Source organism: Aequorivita antarctica, assembly GCF_007997155.1.
Lineage (GTDB): Bacteria > Bacteroidota > Bacteroidia > Flavobacteriales > Flavobacteriaceae > Aequorivita > Aequorivita antarctica.
This window is the reverse complement of the sequence record NZ_VORT01000012.1, coordinates 43,809-69,458: the sequence shown is the minus strand read 5'-3', so window position 1 is coordinate 69,458 and position 25,650 is coordinate 43,809. Positions and strand designations below refer to the sequence as shown.

General features: G+C 38.1%; 24 protein-coding genes and 1 tRNA gene. 11 read left to right on the top strand and 14 right to left on the bottom strand.

The annotated features are described in order from the left end of the window. Positions 1–1,626, bottom strand: a complete 1,626-nt coding sequence (locus ESU54_RS14980) for an ABC-F family ATP-binding cassette domain-containing protein (RefSeq protein ID WP_111845060.1) — start codon at positions 1,624–1,626, stop codon at positions 1–3. A 143-nt stretch (positions 1,627–1,769) separates the two neighbouring features. Here ESU54_RS14980 and ESU54_RS14975 point away from each other — a divergent pair, with 143 nt between their 5' ends. Beyond that, a complete protein-coding gene (locus ESU54_RS14975; RefSeq protein ID WP_160113292.1) occupies positions 1,770–3,158 on the top strand; it encodes a thioredoxin-like domain-containing protein in 1,389 nt (462 codons plus the stop codon). Positions 3,159–3,234: 76 nt separating this feature from the next. On the opposite strand, the gene fsa is transcribed toward ESU54_RS14975, so the two are convergent. After that, a complete protein-coding gene (fsa, locus tag ESU54_RS14970) occupies positions 3,235–3,888 on the bottom strand; it encodes a fructose-6-phosphate aldolase (RefSeq protein ID WP_111845058.1) in 654 nt (217 codons plus the stop codon). Between the two features lie 258 nt (positions 3,889–4,146). Here fsa and ESU54_RS14965 point away from each other — a divergent pair, with 258 nt between their 5' ends. Continuing rightward, positions 4,147–5,511: a T9SS type A sorting domain-containing protein gene (locus ESU54_RS14965; protein WP_111845057.1), complete on the top strand. Its 1,365-nt coding sequence runs from the start codon at positions 4,147–4,149 to the stop codon at positions 5,509–5,511. Positions 5,512–5,527: 16 nt separating this feature from the next. Here ESU54_RS14965 and ESU54_RS14960 read toward each other — a convergent pair whose 3' ends face one another. From ESU54_RS14960 to ESU54_RS14935, 6 genes are all read right to left on the bottom strand, one after another. Beyond that, positions 5,528–6,904 (bottom strand): aldehyde dehydrogenase, encoded by a 1,377-nt coding sequence (locus ESU54_RS14960; protein ID WP_235004602.1) that lies wholly within the window; start codon positions 6,902–6,904, stop codon positions 5,528–5,530. A 51-nt stretch (positions 6,905–6,955) separates the two neighbouring features. After that, on the bottom strand, positions 6,956–7,720 hold the full coding sequence (locus ESU54_RS14955) for a carboxypeptidase-like regulatory domain-containing protein (protein ID WP_111845056.1): 765 nt from the start codon (positions 7,718–7,720) through the stop codon (positions 6,956–6,958). Between the two features lie 25 nt (positions 7,721–7,745). Continuing rightward, positions 7,746–8,366: a GNAT family N-acetyltransferase gene (locus ESU54_RS14950; protein WP_111845055.1), complete on the bottom strand. Its 621-nt coding sequence runs from the start codon at positions 8,364–8,366 to the stop codon at positions 7,746–7,748. A gap of 127 nt (positions 8,367–8,493) precedes the next feature. After that, positions 8,494–10,350 carry a DEAD/DEAH box helicase gene (locus tag ESU54_RS14945; RefSeq protein WP_111845054.1) on the bottom strand — a complete coding sequence of 619 codons (1,857 nt, stop codon included), beginning with the start codon at positions 10,348–10,350 and terminating at the stop codon, positions 8,494–8,496. Positions 10,351–10,561: 211 nt separating this feature from the next. Then, on the bottom strand, positions 10,562–11,134 hold the full coding sequence (locus ESU54_RS14940) for a non-canonical purine NTP diphosphatase (protein ID WP_111845053.1): 573 nt from the start codon (positions 11,132–11,134) through the stop codon (positions 10,562–10,564). Positions 11,135–11,199: 65 nt separating this feature from the next. After that, on the bottom strand, positions 11,200–11,862 hold the full coding sequence (locus tag ESU54_RS14935; protein WP_170253296.1) for a TrmH family RNA methyltransferase: 663 nt from the start codon (positions 11,860–11,862) through the stop codon (positions 11,200–11,202). A 106-nt stretch (positions 11,863–11,968) separates the two neighbouring features. Here ESU54_RS14935 and ESU54_RS14930 point away from each other — a divergent pair, with 106 nt between their 5' ends. The 3 genes from ESU54_RS14930 to ESU54_RS14920 all read left to right on the top strand — a co-directional run bounded on the left by ESU54_RS14930 (position 11,969) and on the right by ESU54_RS14920 (position 13,813). Then, entirely contained in the window at positions 11,969–12,643 is a 675-nt protein-coding gene (locus ESU54_RS14930) for an SIR2 family NAD-dependent protein deacylase (RefSeq protein WP_111845051.1), read from the top strand. 6 nt (positions 12,644–12,649) lie between these two features. Then, positions 12,650–13,216 carry a hypothetical protein gene (locus tag ESU54_RS14925; RefSeq protein ID WP_111845050.1) on the top strand — a complete coding sequence of 189 codons (567 nt, stop codon included), beginning with the start codon at positions 12,650–12,652 and terminating at the stop codon, positions 13,214–13,216. A 108-nt stretch (positions 13,217–13,324) separates the two neighbouring features. Then, positions 13,325–13,813 carry a hypothetical protein gene (locus ESU54_RS14920; protein ID WP_111845049.1) on the top strand — a complete coding sequence of 163 codons (489 nt, stop codon included), beginning with the start codon at positions 13,325–13,327 and terminating at the stop codon, positions 13,811–13,813. 176 nt (positions 13,814–13,989) lie between these two features. Here the strand turns inward: ESU54_RS14920 and ESU54_RS14915 are convergent, their stop codons facing one another. Next, positions 13,990–15,189: an NAD(P)/FAD-dependent oxidoreductase gene (locus ESU54_RS14915; RefSeq protein ID WP_111845048.1), complete on the bottom strand. Its 1,200-nt coding sequence runs from the start codon at positions 15,187–15,189 to the stop codon at positions 13,990–13,992. Between the two features lie 189 nt (positions 15,190–15,378). Here ESU54_RS14915 and ESU54_RS14910 point away from each other — a divergent pair, with 189 nt between their 5' ends. Continuing rightward, positions 15,379–15,861, top strand: coding sequence for a ferritin-like domain-containing protein (locus ESU54_RS14910; protein WP_111845047.1), 483 nt, complete (start codon positions 15,379–15,381; stop codon positions 15,859–15,861). Between the two features lie 91 nt (positions 15,862–15,952). Here ESU54_RS14910 and ESU54_RS14905 read toward each other — a convergent pair whose 3' ends face one another. After that, positions 15,953–16,957: a T9SS type A sorting domain-containing protein gene (locus ESU54_RS14905; protein WP_160113291.1), complete on the bottom strand. Its 1,005-nt coding sequence runs from the start codon at positions 16,955–16,957 to the stop codon at positions 15,953–15,955. A gap of 240 nt (positions 16,958–17,197) precedes the next feature. Continuing rightward, positions 17,198–18,580 carry an MBL fold metallo-hydrolase gene (locus ESU54_RS14900; RefSeq protein ID WP_111845046.1) on the bottom strand — a complete coding sequence of 461 codons (1,383 nt, stop codon included), beginning with the start codon at positions 18,578–18,580 and terminating at the stop codon, positions 17,198–17,200. Between the two features lie 153 nt (positions 18,581–18,733). On the opposite strand from ESU54_RS14900, the gene ESU54_RS14895 reads away from it, so the two are divergent. Both ESU54_RS14895 and ESU54_RS14890 read left to right on the top strand, forming a co-directional pair. Beyond that, a complete protein-coding gene (locus tag ESU54_RS14895; protein ID WP_111845045.1) occupies positions 18,734–19,066 on the top strand; it encodes a hypothetical protein in 333 nt (110 codons plus the stop codon). Between the two features lie 18 nt (positions 19,067–19,084). Continuing rightward, a complete protein-coding gene (locus tag ESU54_RS14890; RefSeq protein WP_111845044.1) occupies positions 19,085–20,089 on the top strand; it encodes a M28 family metallopeptidase in 1,005 nt (334 codons plus the stop codon). A 234-nt stretch (positions 20,090–20,323) separates the two neighbouring features. On the opposite strand, the gene ESU54_RS14885 is transcribed toward ESU54_RS14890, so the two are convergent. The 3 genes from ESU54_RS14885 to ESU54_RS14875 form a co-directional block, all read right to left on the bottom strand. Then, positions 20,324–20,399, bottom strand: a tRNA-His gene (locus tag ESU54_RS14885). 88 nt (positions 20,400–20,487) lie between these two features. Next, positions 20,488–21,204, bottom strand: coding sequence for a bacillithiol biosynthesis deacetylase BshB1 (gene bshB1, locus ESU54_RS14880; RefSeq protein WP_111845043.1), 717 nt, complete (start codon positions 21,202–21,204; stop codon positions 20,488–20,490). Positions 21,205–21,213: 9 nt separating this feature from the next. Then, complete coding sequence (locus ESU54_RS14875) at positions 21,214–22,380, bottom strand: trans-sulfuration enzyme family protein (protein WP_111845042.1); 1,167 nt, start codon at positions 22,378–22,380, stop codon at positions 21,214–21,216. A 163-nt stretch (positions 22,381–22,543) separates the two neighbouring features. On the opposite strand from ESU54_RS14875, the gene hutI reads away from it, so the two are divergent. The 3 genes from hutI to ESU54_RS14860 all read left to right on the top strand — a co-directional run bounded on the left by hutI (position 22,544) and on the right by ESU54_RS14860 (position 25,646). Beyond that, positions 22,544–23,782: an imidazolonepropionase gene (gene hutI, locus ESU54_RS14870; RefSeq protein WP_111845041.1), complete on the top strand. Its 1,239-nt coding sequence runs from the start codon at positions 22,544–22,546 to the stop codon at positions 23,780–23,782. Next, positions 23,779–24,780, top strand: coding sequence for a formimidoylglutamase (locus ESU54_RS14865; RefSeq protein ID WP_111845040.1), 1,002 nt, complete (start codon positions 23,779–23,781; stop codon positions 24,778–24,780). Before hutI ends, ESU54_RS14865 begins: the two co-directional genes overlap by 4 nt. A gap of 65 nt (positions 24,781–24,845) precedes the next feature. Continuing rightward, the gene (locus tag ESU54_RS14860) at positions 24,846–25,646 is read left to right on the top strand and encodes an MBL fold metallo-hydrolase (protein WP_111845039.1); all 801 of its coding nucleotides are present in this window, start codon (positions 24,846–24,848) and stop codon (positions 25,644–25,646) included. Positions 25,647–25,650 lie beyond the last annotated feature (4 nt).

Here is a 25,650-nt window from a genome sequence, read left to right as displayed (position 1 = left end):
TTATGCTTCTACTGCGTACATTTTATCACGCAGTTCCTTTATTTTCTTATCGCTCATATACTCATCAAAAGTCATGTAACGATCTATTGCTCCGTTGGGAGTTAACTCAATAATACGCGTTGCCACAGTTTGGGCAAATTCGTGATCATGGGTGGTCAACAATACCGTTCCTTTGAAGTTTTTCAGAGAATTGTTAAAGGCAGTAATTGATTCCAAATCCAAATGGTTTGTGGGTTCGTCAAGCATCAGCACGTTTGCACGAAGCATCATCATACGGCTTAGCATACAACGCACTTTTTCTCCTCCAGAAAGTACACTGCTTTTCTTTAAAGCTTCCTCGCCACTGAAAAGCATTTTCCCAAGGAAACCACGAAGGAAAACTTCTTCGCGCTCTTCTTCAGTTTTGGCATACTGTCGCAACCAATCTACCAACGATAAATTATTTTTGAAAAATTCTTCATTGTCAAGCGGCAAATAGCTTTGGTTTGTAGTAATTCCCCATTGGAAAGAACCAGTGTCTGGTTTTACGTGCCCATTTAATATTTCATAAAAAGTAGTGGGCGCACGAGAATCTCTGGAATAAATAACCACTTTATCACCCTTCGCCAAATTGATATCTACATTCTTAAAAATAACTTCACCATCAATAGAAGCAGAAAGGTTTTCAACTGTCAAAATTTGATCACCTGCCTCGCGTTCACGTTCAAAAATAATAGCTGGATAGCGACGACTGGATGGTTTAATTTCTTCAACATTTAGTTTTTCAAGCATCTTTTTTCGCGAAGTTGCCTGCTTGCTCTTTGCCACGTTTGCACTAAAGCGCATAATAAATTCCTGAAGCTCCTTGCGTTTTTCATCAGCCTTTTTGTTTTGCTGAGCCCTTTGACGAGCTGCTAATTGGCTACTTTCATACCAAAAAGTATAGTTACCGCTATAATGATTTATTTTTCCGAAGTCAATATCACTGATGTGGGTACATACTGAATCTAAAAAGTGACGGTCGTGAGAAACTACAATTACGCAATTGTCATAATTTGCCAAAAAGTTCTCCAACCAATTAATGGTTTCATAATCCAAATCGTTGGTGGGCTCATCCATGATCAACACGTCTGGGTTTCCAAAAAGCGCTTGCGCCAAAAGCACACGAACTTTTTGTTTTCCGTCTAAATCCTTCATCAACGTAAAATGGAGGCTTGCATCAATACCAAGGTTTGAAAGCATTGAGGCTGCATCGCTATCAGCATTCCAACCGTTCATTTCTTCAAATGTAACTTGAAGCTCGCCAATTTTTTCGGCATTATCGTCGGTATAATCCTCGTATAGCTTGTCAATCTGTGTTTTTATGGCGAATAGTTCCTTATTTCCCCGAACCACTGTTTCAAGCACCATAAAATCATCATAGGCATTGTGGTTCTGTTCGAAAACAGACATCCGTTTTCCTTTTTCTAGATGCACGTGTCCGGAAGTAGGATCCTGTTTGCCAGAAATAATTTTTAAAAGAGTAGATTTTCCTGCGCCATTGGCCCCGATGATACCGTATATATTGCCTGTGTGAAACTGTGTGCTCACCTCGTCGAACAACACGCGTTTACCAAACTGAACCGAAAGGTTTGAAACTGAAAGCATAAATTTTTAGATTTTGCGCAAAAGTAGCCATTTAAGCGATAAGCCGAAAATATTAACGTTTTAAAAATCCTTTTAACCATGATTTAACAAAATACAGTTAATGACTCGGTTACATTTGTCTGTTAACTTAAATGATTATCCGATTGATAAGAAAAATACTTCTACTTTTATTTTTTTCAACCATATTTTCTTGTAATAACAAGGAAGAAAAGGCTGTACAAACAACTTGGATAAGTGGCCAAATAGTTAACCCAACACTAGAATACATCATTTTTTCCAAAGGAAACCAAATATTGGACACGGTAAAACTGGATGATAACAACTTTTTTCAATATAAAACCGAAAAAATAAAAGCCGGGCTTTATTTCCTCAAACACGGAGAGTCCCAAGTTTTCTTCATTGAACCTGGCGATAGTTTACTGATACACATAAATACAATTGATTTTGACGAATCTCTTGCCTATTCCGGAAGAGGTGGCGATAAAAACAATCTATTGATTGATCTCTATTTACAGAACGAAGCCGAGAACCAGAATTTGCCGAAATGGTATTCATTATCATCCACTGATTTTGATCATAAAATTGATTCCCTAAAAAAATTAAAAATCAACAAATACGAGGAGTATATCAATAACAATGATGCCGCCGAAGGTTTTAAAAATGTTGCACTGGCAAATATTAATTACGATTACTATTCAAAGAAAGAAATGTATGGGGCAGCCAACAGGAGAAATCCTGAAAAATTCGACAAACATTATTTTGATTACAGAAAGAAAATAGATTTTGATCAGAACGAGCTCAAAAATTATTATCCCTACTACCGTTTTATGAACCGGTATTTTGAAAACATGGTCTGTACTGAATATGCTAATAAAACACCGATTGACCGAAACTCATTTGAATACAACTACCGAAAGATCGGGTTGATCGATAGCATCGTTACGTCAGATTCCCTCAAGAACAGTTTGCTACGCTTTAGCGCCATGTGGTATTTGCTAAATGCCAAAAATGCTGAGGAAGAAACAAAGTTTTTTGAGGCTTATTCAAAAATGAATACTGATAAAAAGAATCTTGAGGATGTGCGCAAAGTTTTTGATGCCACAGTAAAACTTACTGCCGGCAATACAATTCCAAATGTGGCATTGGTTAATACAGACAATGTTGTAAAAGACATTCAGAGCGTTATCAAAGCGCCAACTGTAGTTTATTTTTGGTCTGGACAATCCGTGGCGCTATATAAAAACATTCACAATCGTGCAGCAGAGCTAAAATCTAAATATCCAGAATATGATTTTATAGCCGTAAATACTGATACGCACTTTAAAAAATGGCGTGAAACGGTAAAGAAATCAAAGTATAATCCCGATACCGAATTTCAACTCGAAAATTTTACTGATGCGGAGAAGAAACTTGTTTTAAACGCTATGAACAAGGTTATCATTGTTGATAAAAACGGACTTATCCTTGAAGGAAAAACCAATATGTTCAACACTAATTTTGAAGAACTACTACTTGGTTTTTTGAATAAATAACCAAATTTATAACTTGTCTGTTCGATTGTTGTCGAGAACTATTGACCTCTCGACTGCGCTCGAGGAGAAATTAAACTCAGTTTCCCTTTTTGTAATCTTCCAAAAATTGTTTCAACCCACTATCTGTCAATGGATGTTTCAGCAAACCTTCAATTGATGAAAGTGGTCCAGTCATAACGTCAGCACCTATTTTTGCACAGTTAATAACGTGCATAGTGTGACGAATGGAGGCTGCAAGAATTTTTGTTTCAAAGCCGTAATTGTCATAAATCAAGCGAATATCCGCAATCAGCTCCAGTCCATCTGTTGATATATCGTCCAATCTTCCTATAAATGGTGAAACGTAAGTTGCTCCAGCTTTTGCAGCAAGCAATGCCTGCCCTGCTGAGAAAACCAGTGTGCAATTGGTGCGAATACCGTGATCTGTGAAATATTTAATTGCTTTTATACCTTCTTTTATCATTGGCACTTTTACCACAATTTGTGGGTGAAGTTCTGCTAACTCCTCACCTTCTTTTACCATTCCTTCAAAATCGGTTGCAATTACCTCTGCGGATACATCGCCATCTACAATATTGCAGATGTCTACGTAATGTTTCAAAATATTATTGCGGCCAGTGATGCCTTCCTTTGCCATCAAGGATGGATTAGTGGTAACGCCATCAAGTACGCCTAGGTCTTGGGCTTCGCGGATTTGGTCAAGGTTTGCGGTATCGATAAAGAATTTCATAATTACTATTTCAGATTAAGTATTACAAAAATAGCGAAGAAAAGGCTGTTTGAATAGGGTTGTTTATAAAGATTGATAAGTTGGGGTGGTTCTCAGTTGTAGGGTCTCAGTTTTCAGTACCCGACATATTTTAGTGTAGTGTTGAAATTTTAACATGGATACGATTCAAAGAGCTTTCATTAGTGAAATAAATGGGTTAACAGTCGAAATAATTAGAACTAACATCTCACAGCAATCAATATTTTATATATTTAGTAAATGAAATATCTATTATACATATTCCTATTCATTTACTTTAATGGATATTCACAATTTGGGGCGCAACGTATCATTTCCACAGAGGCCGATGGTTCGCGAATTATTTGTGCCGCAGACGTGGATGGAGATGGGAACATAGACATTCTTTCTGCGAATAAATTTGGCGAAAATCTTACCTGGTATAAAAACTTGGATGGAATTGGGAATTTTGGCGTTCAAAACATAATTGCCGCCTTGGGCGACGCGATACACGTGCACGCTGCCGACCTTGATGGAGATGGTGATATGGATGTTCTTGCGGTCTCTTATTTTTATGACATGGTAGTTTGGTATGAAAACTTGGACGGTTTGGGCTCCTTCAGTGCTGCAAAAATCATTTCAAATATCGCAGATGGGGCTTATAGAGTAATAGCTGCGGATATCGATGGGGATGGGGACAAAGATGTATTATCAGGTTCTGACAATAGTGGTATAGCATGGTATGAAAATACAGATGGCAATGGAAACTTTGGCCCCACAAGAGTTATCAATGCTTTCGCCCCCAATGCCCGCTCTATTGCAACTGCCGATATTGATGGTGATGGTGATATGGATGTAGTTGGTTCAACATCTGGATCTGTTACAGTTGCTTGGTATGAAAATCTAGACGGTTTGGGTAGTTTTGGGCCTCAACAAACAATAACTACAAATGGTCTATCAGTAGAACCAATTTTCACAATAGATATAGATGGTGATGGCGATATAGATGTAATTGCAGCAACGGGTGGAGCGGATAAAGTAGCTTGGTATGAAAATTTGGACGGTCTTGGCAATTTTGGAAACGAAAATATTATTATCGACAATTTACTAGGCGCTCACTCCATTTATTCCACAGATTTAGACAATGATAGCGATAATGATATACTTGCAACTGGAGGAGGAGCTTTTGATGGTGAAGTGGTATGGTTTGAGAATTTAGATGGACAAGGCTCTTTTGGTTCTAAAAACATTATTAGTACTGAGGTTCAATTTTCACGCTCCGTAATTGCCGCAGATATTGACAATGATGGCGATATGGACGTTATTTCATCCTCACAGAACGACGATAAAATTGCTTGGTATGAAAACTATACCATTATAGGGATTGAGGAAAACCAATTAAATACTGTAAAAATCTATCCAAATCCAACAAGCGGATTAATCTTTATAGAGTCAAAAACTGAAGCTATTGTAAGTGTTGCCGTTTTTGATATTTTGGATAAAAATGTATTTCAACAGAGTGGGAATATTCAGGAAGTTGATATTTCAAATTTTCAAAACGGGATGTATTTTTTTAGGATAGCAACCGAGAGCGGGGATTTTGTTCAAAAAATTATTAAAGAATAATTTCCAATTAATATTCTTAAAACTTCATAAACCCCCGCATCAACTTTAACCTAAATGGAGTATGTGGGTAGTAACGGATTGATGGATCAAGCCATGTAGGCTTATCCATCAAACTTTTATAATGTGTGAACGTTTTAAAACCTGCCTCTCCGTGGTAATTGCCGATGCCACTATGGCCTACGCCGCCGAAAGGAAGGTTTGAGTTACTGATGTGCATCACGGTTTCATTAATAGCGCCGCCACCAAAGGAGATTTCGTTTAAAATTTTCTTTTTTACGGAATTGCTTTTTGTAAAGAGATAACAGGATAATGGTTTTGGGAGACTGTTAACTTTGGCAATGGCTTCTTCTATAGATTCGTAAGTAATCACAGGAAGGATGGGGCCGAAGATTTCTTCCTGCATTACTGCGTCTTCCATATTTACGTTCTGCATTATTGTGGGTTGGATGTAGCGTGCCTCTGCATTGGTTTCACCTCCGTAATAAATTTTTTCCGGATCGAGCATTTTGGTGAGGCGCTCAAAATTAGTGTTGTTTATTATTTGAAGGTAGTTGTCATTTTCAAAAGCGAAATGTTGGCTTATAATTTCCTTTTTGGTCTGTTCGAGGAATTTCTGTTCGATACTTTTGTGAACCAATACATAATCTGGCGCAATACAGGTTTGGCCTGCGTTGAGGAATTTTCCCCAAACAAGTCGTTTTACTGAAACTTTTAGGTTGCAACTTTCAGTGACAATTGCAGGGCTTTTTCCGCCGAGTTCGAGGGTTACTGGAGTTAGGTTTTCAGCGGCGGCTTTGTAAACAATCTTTCCTACTTTGGTGCTTCCTGTGAAAAATATTTTGTCGAATTTCTGCTTTAATAATTCTTGGGTTTCTTCCACCCCACCCTCAACGACAGTAAAAAAGGCGGGATCGAAATTCTCTTTTACAATTTTTGCCATAGCGGCCGCCGTGTGTGTGGGTAATTCGCTAGGCTTTAAAATTACGGTATTTCCTGCTGCTATTGCTGCGATGACCGGAGCAAAGGAAAGTTGGTAGGGATAGTTCCAAGCACCAATAACTAAACAGACGCCCAAGGGTTCCGGAATGATATAACTGGAAGCGGGGAAATTAAGGATGCCTGTGGAGACCGGCTTTGTACGCGCCCAATTGAATATATTGCTTCGGGCTTCTTTGATGTCTTTGTAGAGCAGGGAAAGCTCCGTGGTATAATTATCGAACTCTGACTTTTTAAAGTCTTTGTAAATGGCCTCATGCAGTAAGGCTTCGTTTTGCTGTAAAGCTTTTTGGAGCGTTTTAAGTTGTTGTCTTCTAAAATGTAGGTTTTTAGTGGCGTGGGTGTTGAAGAAGTTGCGCTGTTTATTGACTATTTGGTTCATGGAATCAATTTTCATTAAAATTACTTTTAATGAAATTGAATGTTGTTAAAAAAAATAGAAAAGAATTTACTTATCTCTATTCAAAACCTTGTATTCTTCATAACAACCACTGATGGCATCGAGAATTTGTAGATCGTTGGCGGTGCGGATGAAGTCTTTGGAAAAGCTGCATTTGTTTAATATTTCATCAATATCGGCACGCTCTAGCTGGAGTACTGCCATTAAGGTTTCGCGGTCGTACTTACTTTGTAGGAGGTTCCGGATTTCATCATCATCCTTCATTTGGCGGAGTTTCTTCATCTGTCTCGGTCGTTTTCCGAAGACGTTATAGAGAAAATCCGCAGGGTTGAAAATAGAACTCAAAACCTTGCTAACAGCCCCCGGTTGGTTGCTTCCGCCTTCATAACCTGTGTTTAGGCCTGAAATTCGGTAACGGTAATTGTCGTAAATAGGGATTAATTTCGCGTCAATTTCAACATAACCTGTAAGCTGGACCGGTTTTATCACTACTTCTTCCAAAGCGATGCCGAGCTCGGTCATTTTTACTTTTATATCGCCAAATTTCAACCAGTCATTGGTCACGCGAACACGAATGGATTTAAAACCTAGGTACGAAAAAAACAGCGTGTCATTAACCACAGCTTTAATGGAGAACTCCCCTTTTTCATTGGTAGTTGTTCCTTTTACCTGGTTCAAGTTTACGATGTTTACATTTTCTAACAGCTTGTCGTCCGCATCGTTCATCACAGTTCCCTTTATGGTATTATTATCTTGTGCAAAGGAGTTTGCAGCAATAAAAAGGAAGGAGATAAGTAGGATATATTTTTTCATAAAGTGTTTAATATACGGAAAAATTTCACTGAGGTGAAACATTCCCTTCTTTTTCAATTTTAGATTTCAATGTTTCTTTAACGCCACCAAACCATTCGTCTTTTAAAATGCTTAAAACAATGCTGTCGCGTCTGCCATTGGGAGCTGCGCAGTTGCTTCGCAAAATACCTTCAACGGTGCATCCGATGCTTTTCATTGCGGCGATGCTTCGCGCGTTGTTTGCATCTGCCCGAAACTCTACACGATCTATTCCAAGTTTTTCAAAAGCGAACTCCAACAGAAGCATTTTGCATTGCTTGTTAATACCAGAACCTTGAAATTCCTTGCCATACCAAGTATAACCGAGTTGAACGGTATTGTGGTTTTTCTGAAAATCATAGAAACGGGTGCTGCCTGCAATTTGCTGGGTGCGCTTGTCGAAAACGATAAAGGGATATGAAGTTTCTTCTTTTCTTCCGTTTAAGGCAAGGTCTACATAGGTTTTTAAATTCTTCAGACCATCTGCTGGTTGAAGGGAGTATTTCCAAAGTTCGGGCTGTTGTTCTGAGAATCGCAAGAGCTTATCAATATCTTGATGGTGCAACGGATTAAGTCGCACAGCATCATTTTCCAGTATGTGTTCCTGCAGAAAGTTGAAGATTTGCATAAGTTTAAAAAAAACGGGCCTCTTTACTAAAGGCCCGTAAATATAAATATATAGACGTTAAACTGGTGCTAAAGTTTAAAGGGAGTATTAAATTTCTTTAAACAATTGTACGTTTAGCTAAAAAAAATTATTCTTTTCTTCTGCGTCTGCCACCAGTACCTTTGGTTTCTGGGCGTTCACTTCCTCTTCGGCTTTTGCCTTTAAAAGCTGGTTTATCACTGCTGCTAGAACTGCCGCTTCGTTTTTTGAAACTGCCTCTGCGCTCGCCACGGTCTCCGCCTCTGTCACCTCTGTCACCTCTATCGCCACGATCATTTCTGTCGCCTCTTCTTTTGCTACGATCGCGATCACGTCCGCCGCCACCGCCGCTTCTGCCTTTGCTACGACCCGTGTCTTTAGATATTTCAATATTGATCTGTCGTCCTTCAAGTTTAAAATCCTTGAAGATGCCCATCACCAATTCTTGATGTGTTGTGTCTGTATTAAAAAATGAGAAGCTATCTTTTACATCAACTTTGTAAACATCGTCTTTTCCTAATTGCAACAAATCGCGAAGAAAATCTTTCAGACTCATCCAATCGAAATCGTCTTTGCTTCCAATGTTTAAGAAATAGCGTGTGCTGTCCTTATTTTCTTCTTCGAAATTGCGTTCGCTACCTCCAGAAATATTAAGGTCTTTACTGTTTTTATAGTAATTCAAGAAACGCGTAAACTCTACAGAAAACACCTTTTGGATAAGTTCTTCTTTCGAGAAATCTGCCAATACTTCATTTATATTCGGAAGATAAGCGTTGATCTCAGGATTTATCTTAGTGTCTTTAATGTTGTTTGCCAAGTGAAACATCTGTACTTCACAGATTTCCATTCCAGAAGGAATTTCCTTTGAAATGAATTTCTTTTGGATCATCTTTTCAATAGTGTGAATTTTTCGCACTTCACTTTTTGAAACGATGACCATAGAAATCCCAGTTTTCCCAGCACGACCTGTACGCCCGCTACGGTGCGTGTAAATCTCAGTTTCGTCTGGCAGTTGGTAGTTTATTACGTGTGTAATATCATCTACATCAATTCCACGAGCCGCAACATCTGTTGCTACAAGCATTTGTATTTGGCGTGCACGGAATGATTTCATTACCGTATCGCGCTGGCTTTGGCTTAAATCGCCGTGAAGTGCCGCAGCGTTGTAGCCATCTTCAATCAACTGCTCCGCAACTTTTTGGGTGTCGCGCTTTGTTCTACAGAAAATTACTGAGAATATTTCTGGGTTTGCATCTGCCAAACGTTTCAATGCGCTGTAACGGTCGCGAGCGTTTACCAAATAATACTCGTGCGAAACTTGATCTGAACCTACGTTTTTAGTTCCCACAGTGATTTCTACTGGGGTATGCATAAATTTCTTTGCAATCGTAGAAACTTCTTTCGGCATCGTTGCGCTAAACAACCAAGTGCTTTTCTCTTTTGGAGAATGTGAAAGGATTTCGGTGATGTCTTCATAAAAGCCCATGTTGAGCATTTCATCGGCCTCATCGAGCACGCAATATTCAATTTTTGAAATATCAATCAGACCACGGCCGATCATATCTTTCATTCGCCCTGGGGTTGCAACGATAATCTGTGCGCCTTTTTTAACTTGGCGCGCTTGATCGGTTATACTCGCACCACCGTAAATGGCGGTTACGTTAAGCCCTGGCATATACTTACCATAAGCTGTCATTTCATTTGTAATCTGAAGACAAAGTTCGCGTGTTGGCGAAAGGATAAGTCCTTGTGTAGTGCGACTTTTTACGTCAATTTTTTGCAACATTGGGAAACCAAATGCTGCGGTTTTACCTGTTCCTGTTTGTGCTAAGGAAACCATATCGGTTTCACGCTCTAAAAGGATTGGGATTGCTTTCGCTTGTACTTCTGAAGGGGTTTCAAAACCCAAGTCGGCGATGGCTTTTAGAAGATTCTCTTCTAAGCCGAGTGCTTTAAATGCTGTCATTTTATTAAATAAAGTTTTTATATGTGTGCTAACGGGAAGCTACTGGACATAAAAAAACGGACAGCTTCACTATAACACTCCTCACCCTGAGGATTTTTCTTGTAAATCTGAAGCCTTAAGCGACGGATTTTTCAAGGGCGCAAAAGTAACTTAAAGTTTTCAGTTAGCAACGACAGTTGGCAGTTTTTTGTGAAGTAATGGAAATTTCGATTTATTTTGATAAATAATAGATCAATTGGCGCATTGCTTTTCCTCGGTGGCCGATTTCACTTTTTTGTGTGAGTGTCATTTCGGCAAAGGTTTTATCGAATCCTTTTGGCTGGAAAACTGGATCATAGCCAAAGCCCGATTCGCCGCGGAGTTCTTTGATTATCTCTCCTTCGCATATACCCAAAAACATAATTTCGGAATGGTTCATTGAAAGAGCAATGGCGGTTTTAAAACGGGCGCTTAGATCTACTTTTCCTTCTAAGTTTTTAAGCAGTTTGTGAATATTTGCGTTCGAATCGTGCGAAACTCCTGCATAGCGCGCACTATAAACACCTGGCTCGTTGTTTAGAGATTTTACTTCTAAACCTGTATCGTCGGCAAAGCAATCAAGATTATAATTGTCGCGCACGTAGTTTGCCTTTAAAATTGCGTTGCCTTCAATGGTGTCTGCTGTTTCCTCTATGTCTTCCATACAGCCAATATCATCCAAACTAAGTAGCTCAATATGGTGCGGAAGCATTGCTTTTACTTCAATGAATTTATTTTTGTTGTGGGTGGCGAAGACGAGTTTCATGTTTGGTATTGAGTATTTAGTATTGAGTATTTAGATATGAGATGTGAGTTTTTTTTTAGAAATTATTATTTAGAATTTTCAGCATAATATCGCTCAATAATTTCATCCGAAGCTTTAATAGTTTTCTTTAGCCACTGCATTTCAAGTTTAAATTTTTCTTCTTCTGAAAGTTGCCAGTTTACATTAGTTTGTTTCATTTTTGAAACCACGCTTTGTAAAATAATTGCCGCGGAAACTGAAATATTCAAACTCTCCGTGAAACCGTACATCGGTATTTTTAAAAAACCATCGGCTGCATTCATAACAACATCGCTCAAGCCCTCACTTTCTCTTCCGAAGAAAAAGGCACTCTTTTTTGTAACATCAAACTCGTGAAGCAGGGTGGAATTATCATGCGGTGTGGTTGCGATAATTTGATAGCCAGAACTTTTCAAATTCACAATACAATCTTTTATAGAACCATATCTTTTAAAATCGACCCACTTTTGTGCGCCCATTGCTATTTCCTTGTCAATGCGCTTACTCACTTTTTCTTCAACCACATGTAAATCCTGAATACCAAAAACATCGCAAGTTCGCATTACGGCACTGGTGTTGTGAAGTTGGTATACGTCTTCAGTTACAACCGTAAAATGACGTGTTCTTTCAGAAAGCACTTTTTGAAAACGTGTATTTCTGTGCTCGGTTAGATAGGTTTGAAGGTGTTTTAAAAGGTCTAAATCCAAAATTATTGGGTTATTAGGTTATTGAATTTTTGCTAAGATAAAAGTTATTGGTTTAATTGGTTGTTTCTTAAATCAGCAATTATGAATAACTTAGTAACTAAATAATTTAATGATGAAAATTGCAGTACTCACAGGAGCTGGAGTCAGCGCAGAAAGCGGAATAAAAACTTTTAGGGACAGCGACGGACTTTGGGAAGGCCACGATGTGATGGAAGTTGCCTCGCCAGAAGGTTTTCAGCGCAATCCCGCTGCAGTGCTCGATTTTTACAATCAACGGCGAAGACAACTGTTGACGGTTCAACCCAACGCCGCACATATTGCGTTGGCAGAACTGGAAAAAAAACACGATGTTACAATCATCACCCAAAATGTGGACGACCTGCACGAAAGGGCTGGAAGTACAAATATTATTCACCTTCACGGCGAGCTTCTGAAAGTGAGAAGCACTTTTGATGAAGACTTGATTTTGGACTGGAAAAAGGATCTGAACATTGGTGATTTCTGTGAATACAATCACCAACTGCGTCCACATATAGTTTGGTTTGGCGAAATGGTTCCGATGATTGAAGTTGCCGCAGATATAGTTGAACAAGCAGATGCGATAATAATCGTGGGAACTTCAATGCAAGTGTATCCCGCGGCTGGTTTGGTTCAATATGCAAAACTAGATGCACAAATCTATTTTGTGGATCCACAACCGTCCATTTCAGAAAACAGAAGAATCACGGTTGTTGCAGAAAATGCTTCCACAGGCGTTCCAAAGGTTGTTGAACTTTTAAAATAATGAACTATGCTTCCCGAAGATTTAAAAGAAAAATTGATGGAGGTTGACAGCAGTCGCAAAAAGAGACTGGAAATTGCTTTTTGGATAACCAAAAAACCCCATTATGTGCGTGAAACACTTCAATGGTGTTTTTCAGAAGAAAGCGAACTTTTAGTTCAATCTGCTTGGGTCCTGGAAGTTATCTGTGAGCATAAAGCTAAAAGCTTCTTTAAATATATGCACTTGTTTTTTGAGCAGCTTCCCCAAATAAAAAATGATTCTGCATTGCGCTCTTGTGCTAAAATATGTGAAATGCTTTGTCATTATCATTTTATGAAAGTGTTTGGTATAGTTTCCAATGTCTTAAATAAAAACGAAAGACAATGTATTACTGAATGTTGCTTCGATTGGCTAATCACCGACCAGAAAGTTGCTTGTCAGGCTCCAGCTATGCAATGCCTCTATTATTTGGGGTGGGATCACGACAAAAAATGGATTTATCCCGAATTGCGAAACATTCTTACTGAAAATGCACCGAATAAAAGTGCGGGCTACCAAGCTCGAGCTCGAAAAATTTTGAAGCGGATTCCATAAATTCATTATAACTATTGTTAAATTAATTATAAGCTAGATCAACAAACACAAATATTTCTATAGCTTTAACTTTTAACAAACCCTCCTAACAAACTAAGAATCAATTCTATGAAAAACCATCTTTTAATTTTTACCGCCATTGCCACAATTATAGCTTCTTCCTGTAAAAATGAAAACAAAAGAGAAGAATTTGAAGTTATAGCTCCCGAAGAAGCGGATATTATGCAAAGCGATGTGAATTCTCCCGAAATTGGGTGTTATCGATATGTTTCTAAAAAAGACACCGTTCTGCTTCAGATGGAAAAAATGAACGATGAAGTTGCTGGAACTTTGAGCTATAATTATTTTGAAAAAGATAAGAACGATGGTGTTTTTGAAGGAAAAATGGTAGGCGACACCCTTTTCGCCGATTATACTTTTGGATCTGAAGGCTCCGTTTCAGTTCGCGAAGTTATGTTCGTGAAGAAAGAGAACAAGTTTGTAGAAGGTTTTGGCGAAGTGGAAGAGGTTGATGGGAAAATGAAATTTAAAAAAAAAACAAAATATACCTTTAATGATTCTATGCCTTTAAAAGAAATAGATTGCGATGAAAACTAGTAAGACAATTCTAGTTTTCAATAGTCCACCCACCCATATGTTTTAATTGAGAAAGTTGTAGAGTATAGAAAAAAGAAATTGAAGCAAACCTTTAAAGCAAAATCAAAACCTACCGCCCCACGCCTTTCAAAAACCAATTTTCCATAATTTTTAGTATCTATAAATTTTTAAATTAATTATCGGTTGAATTTATAATATTCCAGATAAGGATGTGGCGTTTTATTGATGGAATTAATTAATGCGTCCATTCCCATCACACTGAAAGTAATCCCATTTCCTCCAAAACCCAAGATATAATGTTCATCATTTTCAGTATCTGGTTTTCCAAAATACGGTAAGCCATCCTTGGTTTCGCCAAAAATTCCCGCCCATGAATAATCTGCAATAAACGGTATTTCGGGGAAACATTTCTGAAACTTTTTGGTAAGTTCCTTTTCTTTCTTTGGAAGTAAAGCATCACGGCGAATGGCGTTTTTAAAATCTCGATCGCCTCCGCCCATCACTATCCGGCCATCATCAGTGCTCCTAAAATATAAATATGGGGCATCTGTATTCCAATAAATATGATTTTTAAATGCCTTTGGAAGCGTTTCAAATGCTTCTGACGCCAAGGCAAATGTGCTTTTTAAATTTACAATATTTTCCTTAATGGTTTCCGTACTTTCATAACCTGTGCAGTGTACCACGTGATCAACTTCAATTGCGAAACCTGATTTTGTTTTGGCTATTGTTTTGTCATTTTTCCTTTTAATTTCCACAATATCCGTTCTGTCATAAATTTCCACTCCCTTTATACTGCAGTATTTTAATAAGTCATTAGCCAATTTATATACATCCATCACAGCTCCAGATTGAGATTCTATAGCTGCGTAGGCATTTAGTCCAAGTTCTTTTACATCTTCTTTTGATAGCCATTTAACCTTAAAACCGTGTCGTTGCCTTGCTTCAAATTCATTTTTCAAAAAAGTTAAATCTTTTTTTGATGAAGCGAAATAGATACTTTTTTTATATTCAAATCCGCAATCGCTACCAATTTTAGTTACAATTTTTTTTAAATCCTTAATTGCCTTCTCACAATTCTGATAACTGGAAACTGCGCAGGTTAATCCTACCTGATCGATCAATTTATGCAATGGTACGTCTATTTCATATTGAAGCATCGAAGTGCTTGCCGAAGTACTTCCATTAGCAACATCGCGGCGATCTACCATAATTACTTTTTTGCCCTCTTCAAGAAGTTTATAAGCGATAAGCGCTCCAGTAATTCCCGCGCCAATAATTAAGACTTCGGAAGAAATTGATTTTTGTAAAGAAGGATAACTGTAAGGAAGGGAGTTTTTAATAAGCCAAAATGGCTCGTTTGAACGTATATCCATAGTTTTTTATTGAAAGTTAATCAATACCTTCTATTATAAATAAACTTTAATATTTTTTTATTATTTCTGATAATATACAATGTGAAAACTTTTAACAAAGTTCGTTAAACACCTCTCAATTGTGAAATCACTAAGATTCATTTCTTTCTAATAGAATTATCTTTAAATAAAATTTTAAAAAACAAAACTATGGAAACTACAAAAGAAAAAGCCGATCAAAACATTCACGAAAATGTAGTGAATAATCTTCAGGATTTGTTGGAAAAAAATTATGACGCAGAAAAAGGTTTCACCAAAGCGATGAAAGATGCTAAAAACCAAAATCTGAAACGCTTTCTTCAGAACCAAGCTGCACAACGAAGCCGTTTTGCAACAGAACTAGACCAACAAATAAGAAATCTAAACGAACAACCAAAAGAAAGCGGAAGCCTTACTGGGAATTTGCACAGAACTTGGATTGATATTAAAAGCTCAGTAGCTGGAAATACTGATGAAGCAGTTTTGGAAGAATGCATCCGAGGTGAAAAAGCTAGCTGGAAAGAATATGAAGAGAAGTTGCAAAAGCAAAACTTTTCTCCAAATATTTCTGGACTCCTGAAAAATCAGGCAACAGAAATCCACAATACACTTAACCGTGTTAAAACTTTAGAAGATCTTGCCGATGTTGAATAACTCAGCAATATGAAGAAGAAAGATGGCAAGAAAAAAGCCCTGGAACTTAATTGTTTCAGGGCTTTCCGATTTAACTAATTCTAACAACATACTAGTTTTTAACAAACTTCTTATTCACTACTGGTTTGTTATTATCCAAAATGGTTAAATTATAAATTCCCTCACTTAAATTACTAATATCAATAATTCCATCAACACTTATTTCAGCTTTTGAAACTTGACGACCTAACATATCTGTAACCGCTACTGAATATTGACTTAAATCTATTCCTGTTGCACTGATGTTTAATCTTTCATTTGCAGGGTTTGGATAAAGGGCAAATCCCGAAGAATCAAATTCAGAAACACTTAAAGGAGCTGATGGAAGTGCTAAAAGAGCACCACCTAATGGACTAGCAACATACAACCCAAAAGCAGGACCATTTGAGTTTTGTGAAGGATCTAAAAATCCTGAAGCTAAAACCGTTAAGGCCGCCCCTTCCAATCCTAAAGTTGCCAATGGCGCTTGGTATCTGGCGACGGTCACTGTGCCCGTTTCATCCGTTATATCAAGAATGTAATCGGCAGTTGGAAGCTCCAAATACCCTTGAAATTCTGTGTAAGAAATATCATCTACAATAGTTCCAGCACCTACGCCTGTTTCAACTACGTCAACAGTTGGAGCGTCTGTAGCGCCATGATGTACTAAAACATCTACATTGGTAGGGTCTGCAGCCATTTCTCTTGCCATTGGAAAAACCTGAAGACTTAATGGCGGTGCTGGATTATAACCAGTCGGACTAACAATACCATCCGCTACCACTATATATTTTTCATTTTCAGTAAGCGTTACAGGTACCGTTAATAGCACATCTCCTACATCTGTACTATTTCCTGGAGCTATACCGATATTAATCTGTACACCTGCTGGAAGGTCAAGAAACGGAGTGGCTGTTCTAAAGGCAAAATCGTCTAGAGCTAAATCTGCATTTATATAGACATCTACTTCTGCTGCAGCTGCATCGGCTGAGTTGTGTATCACTTGTACACGTGCTGTTTGTGCAATTGAATTAACTGTAAATAGAACAATTGCAATAATTGGTAAAACTTTTTTCATAATACATATATTTTTTTGTTCGAAGTAAAACTAAGAAATATATTATTTTGTTTAATCTTTTTTCAGAAAAGTTTAACAAAACTGTTTTTAATATTGATTTACAGTATTTTATAAACTACAGAAAGCATTGTTTTTAAGATATATTAGAAATATTTAAAAAGAAAGTGGATTTAAAATAGCCATAAAAAAAGCCCTCAATTGTTTATTGAGGACTTTACTTTTATAAACTTACTTTTGAAATTACAAGACGGGAATACCAACGTTTTTAATAGCAGCAATACCTCCCGCAACATTTACCACATTGTGAATGCCCCTACTTTTCAAGATGGAAGCGGCAATTACAGAGCGATAGCCACCCGCACAATAAAGATAACACTTATCTCCATTTGGAAAACCACTCACATACTGGTTCAAAAATCCCAATGGCGCGTGGGATGCACAAGATATTCTGCCATTGGCATACTCGCCATCATTGCGAACATCGAAGACAGAAATTTCGTTTTCCAGTTTTTCCTTAAAGTTTTCGGCATCAATAGATTCCAAAGTATCAAGTTCCTTTCCGGCTTCTTTCCAGGCTTCAATACCTCCTTGCAAATAACCAAGAGTTCTATCAAAACCAACCCTTGATAATCTAGTAACTGCTTCTTCTTCCCTTCCTGGGGAAGCAACTAAAAGTATTTTTTGTTCCACATCAGCCAACAAAGCGCCTACCCACGGAGCAAAGCCACCATCCAAACCAATAAATATGGAACGGGGAATATGTCCGTCAATAAATTCAATTTGATTACGAACGTCCAGCACAATTGCATCGGTTTCGTTCGCCATTCTTTCAAATGTACTTGGATTCAATGGAGTTGTTCCTTGCGTAATTACGTCATCAAAAGCAGTGTAACCTTCTCGATTCATTTTTACATTCATCGGAAAATACAATGGCGGCGGCGCCAAACCGTCGGTTACTTCTTTAATGAATTCTTCGCGGGTCATATCTGCCCGTAGGGCATAGTTCATTTTCTTTTGGTTGCCTAAAGTGTCCACGGTCTCTTTCATCATGTTTTTTCCGCAAGCAGAACCGGCTCCGTGCGCAGGATAAACAATTACATCATCAGCTAAAGGCATTATTTTATTTCGAAGACTGTCAAACAAAATCCCAGCCAAGTCTTCCTGAGTAATTTCATTTGCTTTTTGAGCAAGGTCGGGACGACCAACATCGCCCAAAAACAGGGTGTCTCCACTGAATATTGCGTAATCCTTACCATTTTCATCTTTTAACAAATAGGTAGTGCTTTCCATGGTATGCCCCGGTGTATGCATTGCGGTTATGGTTACGTTACCAATTTTAAATGTTTGTCCATCCTTGGCTACTATGGTTTCAAAAGATGGCTTTGCCGTAGGTCCATAAACAATATAAGCTCCGGTTTGCTGGGAAAGTGTTATATGTCCACTCACAAAATCGGCATGAAAGTGGGTTTCAAAAATATATTTAATCTTCGCGTTGTCGTTTTTAACACGTTCCAAATAAGGCTTTGTTTCCCGCAACGGATCAATAATTGCGGCTTCTCCGTTGCTCTCTATGTAATATGCTCCTTGGGAAAGGCATCCAGTATAAATTTGTTCTACCTTCATCTTTTTTCAGTTTTTTTTGCAAATATAGGCATTGTCTACACTACAATTTTAGTGCGAAATATTCAAACAGATATTTTTCACAAAACTTTTGCATTAAGGCATTCAACTTATTTTATCTTTACCCGTTAACCTTTTAACTTAAAACAAATTGTTATGCAAAAATTAGCATTCATATTAATAACATTTCTCGTGGTTTCTTGCTCCACAGAAAATAAACAAGAGACGGTAGTTCGCGAACTTGCCAAAAAAGACGCCATTGAAAAATTGCAACTTCCCGAAGGCACAAAGTTTATTAACGATGATATAGAATTGACCGAAACCAAAACAGGAGAAGCCTCCATCGGGATAAGTTATATAGTAAAGATTACCGTGAAATCACAAGACCGTGATGGCAACGAAGTTTTAAAAATATATACTTTAAACTATAAAAAAATTGGAGAAGGTGGTCTAGCTCCCGAAGATTATGAACTCATTTCCTTTGAATAATCAGAACCCCTCAAATTTATGAAGCTTATATTTTTCTTTATTTTTTCGCCTTTCATTTTATGCTGTAATGCCACACAAAGCTCTAATGGTCCAAAAAAAACCAGCCTTGATTACGCAAATACCATAACCGCAAAAGACCTTAAAAAGCATCTATACATTTATGCTGGAGACGAAATGGAAGGCAGAATGACTGGCTCCAAGGGCCAAAAAATGGCGGCAGAATATATTCGTGATTTTTATAAAAAAGAAGGAATTTCAGCTGCTCGGGGAACCAATGATTATTTCCAGGATATTCCCGCTAGTTTTTTTGCAGGGAGAAGAGATCCACAAGCTTCTGAAAATGTAGTCGCATTTATAAAAGGTTCTGAAAAGCCCGAAGAAATTGTTGTTATTTCTGCGCATTTAGACCACGTGGGGATGGACAAGGAAGGAAATGTTTTTAACGGAGCAGATGACGATGGCAGTGGCACGGTTTCCATACTGGAAATAGCCCAAGCCTTTCACCAAGCTGTAAAAGACGGTCATCCACCAAAACGATCTATACTTTTTTTGCACGTAACGGGTGAAGAAATTGGTCTTTATGGTTCGCGTTATTATACTGAAAACCCTTTATTTCCATTGAAAAATACGGTATGCGATCTCAATATTGACATGATTGGCAGAATTGATCCAGATAAAAAGGACAACCCAGATTATATCTATTTAATAGGAAGCAACAAGCTGAGCCAAGAATTGCAGGATATTTCTACTGCAGTTAATGATGAATACACAAAGCTGGAACTAGATTACAAATACGATGATCCCAATGATTCAAATCGTTTTTATTACCGAAGTGATCATTACAATTTCGCAAAAAACAACGTGCCGATCATTTTCTATTTCAACGGCGTTCATGAAGATTATCACAAAATAACCGATACGCCCGATAAAATTGAATACGATTTAATGGCGAAAAGAGCCCAGCTTATCTTTTTGACAGCATGGGAAGTAGCCAATCGAGATCAAAGGATAAAGGTGGACTAGAATCTATAAACCCCACGAACTTAAACGAAAAAATCCTCCCATAAAAGGGAGGTTTTTTTTTGGATGGAAGACCGTTATAACATAAAAAAAAGCCTCTCATTTCTGAGAAGCTTTTGTCTTGGGTGGAAGACCGGGTTCCCTTCGACTGCGCTCAGGATAAACTTCTCACCCGGTAGCACAGTTTGAAGTTTTTGCATAAAAAAAAGCCTCTCATTTCTGAGAAGCTTTTGTCTTGGGTGGAAGACCGGGTTCGAACCGGCGACCCTCGGTACCACAAACCGATGCTCTAACCAGCTGAGCTACAACCACCATTTATTGTGCTTTAACACACAACTTCGCTAAGCGGACGCAAATATAAATCAAATCTTACGGTTGCGCAATACTAACTATAAAGAAAATTAAATTAAATCGAAAATTGAATTCACAGCGGGGTACCTTTCCGCAGTAAAGCCTTCCCCATATTCAGTTCCAATTAGCCTTCCCAAGTCCTGTGCTCGGTATGTAATGCTATCCCTAAAATTTGTTGAGGAAATTGGTGTTTCCGGTTCATCGGGTTCTTTTTGATGAAATTGGCTTTTATATGCAAAAACAGCTTCCAATTTTTTCTCCATAAAATCCGTGACATCTACTACAAAATCGGGCTCAATATTTTTCCATTGAATGTAATGATAAACGTGCTTTGGCCGCCAAGCTTTTTGATGATTGCCGTCCTGAATCGTTTCAATTTTTTGCAAGCCACTTAAAAAACAGGCATCACTGGCAAGTTTACTCGCTTTTCCGTGGTCAATGTGCCTATCATCAATAGCGTTACAAAGAACCACATCTGGCTGATATTTTCTGATAATTTTAATAATTTCATGTTGCGATGCAGCATTGTTCACCAAAAATCCATCGGAAAACTCAAGGTTGTGTCGAAACTTTACTCCTAAAATTTTTGCCGCGTCGGCAGCTTCTTTGTCCCGTATTTCTGCAGTGCCTCGCGTTCCAAGCTCACCTCGGGTAAGATCTAAAATGCCTACTTTCTTGCCTTTGCTTATTTCTTTTGCCAAAGTTGCCGAACAGCCCAATTCTACATCGTCAGGGTGTGCGCCAATGGCGAGTATGTCAATCTTCATATTATTTATTTAAATTTTTTCCATTTTGGAAACCTTTTGAAAGGCAGCTTCCAAATCGGCAATTATATCTTCTATTTCTTCAATTCCCACTGAAAAACGAAGCAGACCATCACTAATACCCTGTTCTTTGCGAGCTTCAGCTGTCAATAATGCGTGTGATGTTTTTGTTGGTGAAAGAATGGTAGATTCCACTCCCGCCAAGCTCATCGACGGTTTAATCAATTTCAACGCTTTTAAAAAATCGCCAACATTCAATGATTCGTTTATTTCGAAAGAAAGCATTCCTGTATAACCGTTCATTTGCTTTTTTGCAAGTTCGTAATCGGGATGGTTTTTCAATCCTGGATAGTAAACTTTTTCTACCAACGGATGTTTATCCAACCATTTGGCCATTTTTTTTGCATTTTTATTTTGTGCTTTTACGCGCAACACCATTGTTTTCATACTTCGCTCCAAAAGCCATACAGTATAGTCGCTAAGGCTTCCGCCCAAGTTTTTGGCAAGATTCCATATCTTTTTTATATGATCTTCGCTTGCAGCTACCGCACCTGCTAAAATATCACTATGACCGCCCATATATTTCGTGGCACTGTGAATCATAATGTCTATTCCAAAGTCGACTGGAGTTTGGTTTACTGGGGAAGCAAACGTATTGTCAATCATCGTAACGATTCCCTGAGGTTTTGCAATTCGTGAAATCATTTCCAAATCTGTAATTCGCATTAAGGGATTTGAAGGGGTTTCAACAAATATCACTTTGGTATTCTTCTGAATTTTTTCAGAAAAATCTTTTTCCGAAAAACCTTCGGCAAAGGAGTATTCTATTCCAAATTTGTGAAATTCTTCAACAACGAAATTATACGTTCCTCCATACAAGGTCTGCGGAAGTACAACGTGATCACCTTTGTGCAAAAATGCCAGCATTGTAGTACTCACAGCTGCCATTCCACTTCCGAAGATAAGTCCCGCCTCACTTTTTTCAAGCATCGCTACTTTTTTACAGAGTGCCTCTTGGTTTGGGGTGTTGAAATAACGCGGATAGCGTTTTACATCCACATCTTCATAGGCGTAGCTACTGGACATATATAAAGGCGAAATGGCGCCTTTAAACTGTTTATCTTCCACCTCGCCAATGTGGGTGCAGATGGTGTTGATTCCTATATTTTTTGATTTCATTTAAAGTAATTTTCAGTTGGTTAAAGGTATAAATAACTGAGAAGAAAATCCTAAATATCAAAAATCAAATGACAAATAAATTCCAAATTTGAAAATTGGCACTTCCCTTTTAGCATTTAGTTTTTCTATCTTTATAAAAAATAACCGCTATTAAATTCTTACAATGAAATTACTACTCACACATATAAAAGAATTGCTCCAAGTCCGCGAAAACTGCCCAAAAAAACTAAGTGGGAAAGAAATGAAAGAACTCCCTACTTTAAAAAACGCGTGGGTGTTTATAAACCACGGTATTATTGAAGATTACGGAACAATGGACAAAATGGGGCCGCACCAAGGATTTAAAACCTTGGATTGCAGCGGGAAAATGGTGCTGCCAGCTTGGTGCGACAGCCACACACACCTAGTTTACGCTGGGAACCGGGAACAGGAGTTTGTAGATAGGATCAATGGACTGAGCTACCAAGAAATCGCAGAAAAAGGTGGTGGAATCGTCAATAGCGCAAAAAAACTGCAACAAACTTCAGAAGAAGATTTATACCATCAATCTGCTGCAAGACTGGAAGAAGTGATGCGTCTTGGTACAGGCGCAATAGAAATAAAGAGCGGGTACGGGCTAACCACTGATGCAGAATTGAAAATGCTTCGCGTGGCTAAAAAGCTTTCTGAAGAATATCCTATTACCATTAAAACAACATTTTTGGGCGCACACGCAATTCCCACGGAATACAAGGGCAACAAAGATGGTTATTTAGACTTGCTCTGTAACGAAATGCTTCCCAAAGTAGCCAAAGAAAAGCTCGCCGAATATGTGGATATATTTTGTGAAGAAGGTTATTTTTCTGTGGCCGACATGGAACGCGTTCTTTCAGAAGGTAAAAAACACAACCTCATCCCAAAAGTACACGTAAACCAATTCAACAGCATCGGTGGAATTGCTGCCGCAGTAAAACACAAAGCCTTGAGTGTGGACCACCTGGAAGTTTTGACAGATGAAGATTTGGATGCATTGAAAAATAGCGACACCATGCCTGTGGCACTTCCCTCCTGCTCCTACTTTTTAAGTATTCCCTACACACCTAGCAGAAAAATAATTGACGCTGGATTGCCGTTGGCGCTCGCTACAGATTACAATCCAGGTTCTACACCTAGTGGAAACATGAATTTTGTGATTGCAACAGCCTGTATTAAAATGAGGCTTACACCTGAAGAAGCTATAAACGCCGCAACTATAAATGGCGCTTATGCAATGGGCTTAAGCAAAACCCACGGCAGCATTACCAAAGGAAAAATGGCAAATCTTATCATTACAAAAGAAATTCCTTCATACGGTTATTTACCTTATGCTTTTGGCAGTAATTTGATTGATTCGGTAATTATAAATGGTCAAGAAGTAAAATGAGTTTATTGAAAATTTATTCTGAAAAAGATATCGCTTCCCTCCTCAAAAAAAGAGACGGTGAAACCAAGTTTGGTGAAAAAGTATCTTTTATAAAAACGCTCGAGGATTTAAAAAACCATTCCGCAAAATATGTTCTTTTGGGAATCCCAGAAGATATTGGGGTTCGGGCCAATTATGGGAATCCAGGGACTTCTAAAGCTTGGACAGCCGCTTTGGGAAGCCTTTTAAACATTCAGCACAATCACTTAACGAATGCTGAAAACGTAATTCTTTTGGGTGAATTAGATTGCGACACCCAAATGAAGCAGGCAGAAAGCATTTCCAAAGAAGAAAACCATTATGCAGAAGAACTTGGTGGACTCGTTACCCAAATAGATCATAAAGTTTCTGAAGTTGTAAGGGCAATTGTTGCAGCCGGAAAATTTCCAATAATCATTGGCGGGGGCCATAACAATAGTTTTGGGAATTTAAAGGGCACTTCCGAAGGTATAGAAAAAGCAATCAATTGTATTAATTTTGATGCGCACACAGATTTCAGGTCTTTGGAACATCGCCATAGCGGTAACGGGTTTTCGTATGCTTTTGTGGATGGGTTTTTGGAGAAATACTTCATCTTTGGGCTTCATCGCAATTATACTTCGGAAGTGGTTTTTAATTCAATGGAGAAAAATTCACACAGAGTAAAATTCAATCTATTTGAAGCTATTTCCATCGATCAAAACTTATCTTTTGGCGAAGCATTGCAGGAGGCCGAAAATTTCTGCTGCAACGATAATTTCGGGATTGAAGTGGATATGGACGCCATTGAAATGATGGGCAGCAGCGCCATTTCGCCCAGTGGGTTTACTCTGAACGAAGCCAGGAAATTTGTTTCACACTTTTCAAAAAATACATATGCGCGTTATTTTCATATTTGTGAGGGCTCTCCTTCTGCAGGGATTTTTCCAAATCAAGTGGGCAAGGCGATTGCTTGTTTGGTGAGTGATGCAATTTCTTAAATTATTTCAAAACCGCAAATACTACTTTCTTTCTTAGTATCTTCATTACATTAAAATCAATTTATATGAAAAAATTAGCTCATTTGTTGTTTATAGCAATTGTATGTATAGCTTGCAAAAATACTTCGGAAAAAACTGAGTCCGAAACAATAATTGATACTCCGCTGGAAGAAGTTGATGGTGGGGAAGCTGCAACTGAAAAGGGTTTTACCATAAATCCAGTGGAACACGCAACAATGGTTTTGAATTGGGATGGAACCATAATTTACGTAGATCCCGTGGGTGGAAAAGAAACTTTTTCGAAGTTTACAGAACCCGACATGGTTTTGATTACTGATATCCACGGCGATCATTTGGACACTGCAACCATTGAAGCGATTGCAGTTGAAAAAACTGTAATATTTGCTCCAAAAGCAGTTTTTGAAAAGTTGCCGGAAAATCTTCAAAACAAAACGCAAGTTATAAACAATAGTGATTTGATCAATGATTTTGAAATGACAATTGAAGCAATTCCCATGTACAATCTTCGTCCAGAAGCTTTAAAATTTCACGAAAAAGGCCGTGGAAATGGCTATGTTCTTGAAAAAAATGGTGAACGTATCTATATTTCTGGTGACACCGAAGATATTCCAGAAATGCGCAATCTTAAAAATATTGACATCGCTTTTGTCTGTATGAATTTACCCTATACAATGACGGTTGAAAAAGCTGCAGAAGCAGTTTTGGCTTTTAAACCAAAAACCGTTTATCCCTATCATTATCGTGGCACGGAAGGTTTAAGCGATGTCGCCAAATTCAAATCTTTGGTGGAAGCAGGCAATCCCGATATCAAGGTTACGCAATTGGATTGGTATCCCAATAAATAATTAC

What these genes read in the sequence shown, in the direction of transcription:
- ESU54_RS14945 (WP_111845054.1), bottom strand. Translation starts at nt 10,350, where the DNA reads ATGACAGCATTTAAAGCACTCGGCTTAGAAGAGAATCTTCTAAAAGCC.
- ESU54_RS14930 (WP_111845051.1), top strand. Translation starts at nt 11,969, where the DNA reads ATGATGAAAATTGCAGTACTCACAGGAGCTGGAGTCAGCGCAGAAAGC.
- ESU54_RS14965 (WP_111845057.1), top strand. Translation starts at nt 4,147, where the DNA reads ATGAAATATCTATTATACATATTCCTATTCATTTACTTTAATGGATAT.
- ESU54_RS14910 (WP_111845047.1), top strand. Translation starts at nt 15,379, where the DNA reads ATGGAAACTACAAAAGAAAAAGCCGATCAAAACATTCACGAAAATGTA.
- ESU54_RS14950 (WP_111845055.1), bottom strand. Translation starts at nt 8,366, where the DNA reads ATGCAAATCTTCAACTTTCTGCAGGAACACATACTGGAAAATGATGCT.
- ESU54_RS14895 (WP_111845045.1), top strand. Translation starts at nt 18,734, where the DNA reads ATGCAAAAATTAGCATTCATATTAATAACATTTCTCGTGGTTTCTTGC.
- ESU54_RS14860 (WP_111845039.1), top strand. Translation starts at nt 24,846, where the DNA reads ATGAAAAAATTAGCTCATTTGTTGTTTATAGCAATTGTATGTATAGCT.
- ESU54_RS14960 (WP_235004602.1), bottom strand. Translation starts at nt 6,904, where the DNA reads ATGAAAATTGATTCCATGAACCAAATAGTCAATAAACAGCGCAACTTC.
- ESU54_RS14865 (WP_111845040.1), top strand. Translation starts at nt 23,779, where the DNA reads ATGAGTTTATTGAAAATTTATTCTGAAAAAGATATCGCTTCCCTCCTC.
- ESU54_RS14940 (WP_111845053.1), bottom strand. Translation starts at nt 11,134, where the DNA reads ATGAAACTCGTCTTCGCCACCCACAACAAAAATAAATTCATTGAAGTA.
- hutI (WP_111845041.1), top strand. Translation starts at nt 22,544, where the DNA reads ATGAAATTACTACTCACACATATAAAAGAATTGCTCCAAGTCCGCGAA.
- ESU54_RS14980 (WP_111845060.1), bottom strand. Translation starts at nt 1,626, where the DNA reads ATGCTTTCAGTTTCAAACCTTTCGGTTCAGTTTGGTAAACGCGTGTTG.
- ESU54_RS14890 (WP_111845044.1), top strand. Translation starts at nt 19,085, where the DNA reads ATGAAGCTTATATTTTTCTTTATTTTTTCGCCTTTCATTTTATGCTGT.
- ESU54_RS14875 (WP_111845042.1), bottom strand. Translation starts at nt 22,380, where the DNA reads ATGAAATCAAAAAATATAGGAATCAACACCATCTGCACCCACATTGGC.
- ESU54_RS14900 (WP_111845046.1), bottom strand. Translation starts at nt 18,580, where the DNA reads ATGAAGGTAGAACAAATTTATACTGGATGCCTTTCCCAAGGAGCATAT.
- ESU54_RS14905 (WP_160113291.1), bottom strand. Translation starts at nt 16,957, where the DNA reads ATGAAAAAAGTTTTACCAATTATTGCAATTGTTCTATTTACAGTTAAT.
- ESU54_RS14920 (WP_111845049.1), top strand. Translation starts at nt 13,325, where the DNA reads ATGAAAAACCATCTTTTAATTTTTACCGCCATTGCCACAATTATAGCT.
- bshB1 (WP_111845043.1), bottom strand. Translation starts at nt 21,204, where the DNA reads ATGAAGATTGACATACTCGCCATTGGCGCACACCCTGACGATGTAGAA.
- ESU54_RS14915 (WP_111845048.1), bottom strand. Translation starts at nt 15,189, where the DNA reads ATGGATATACGTTCAAACGAGCCATTTTGGCTTATTAAAAACTCCCTT.
- fsa (WP_111845058.1), bottom strand. Translation starts at nt 3,888, where the DNA reads ATGAAATTCTTTATCGATACCGCAAACCTTGACCAAATCCGCGAAGCC.
- ESU54_RS14925 (WP_111845050.1), top strand. Translation starts at nt 12,650, where the DNA reads ATGCTTCCCGAAGATTTAAAAGAAAAATTGATGGAGGTTGACAGCAGT.
- ESU54_RS14955 (WP_111845056.1), bottom strand. Translation starts at nt 7,720, where the DNA reads ATGAAAAAATATATCCTACTTATCTCCTTCCTTTTTATTGCTGCAAAC.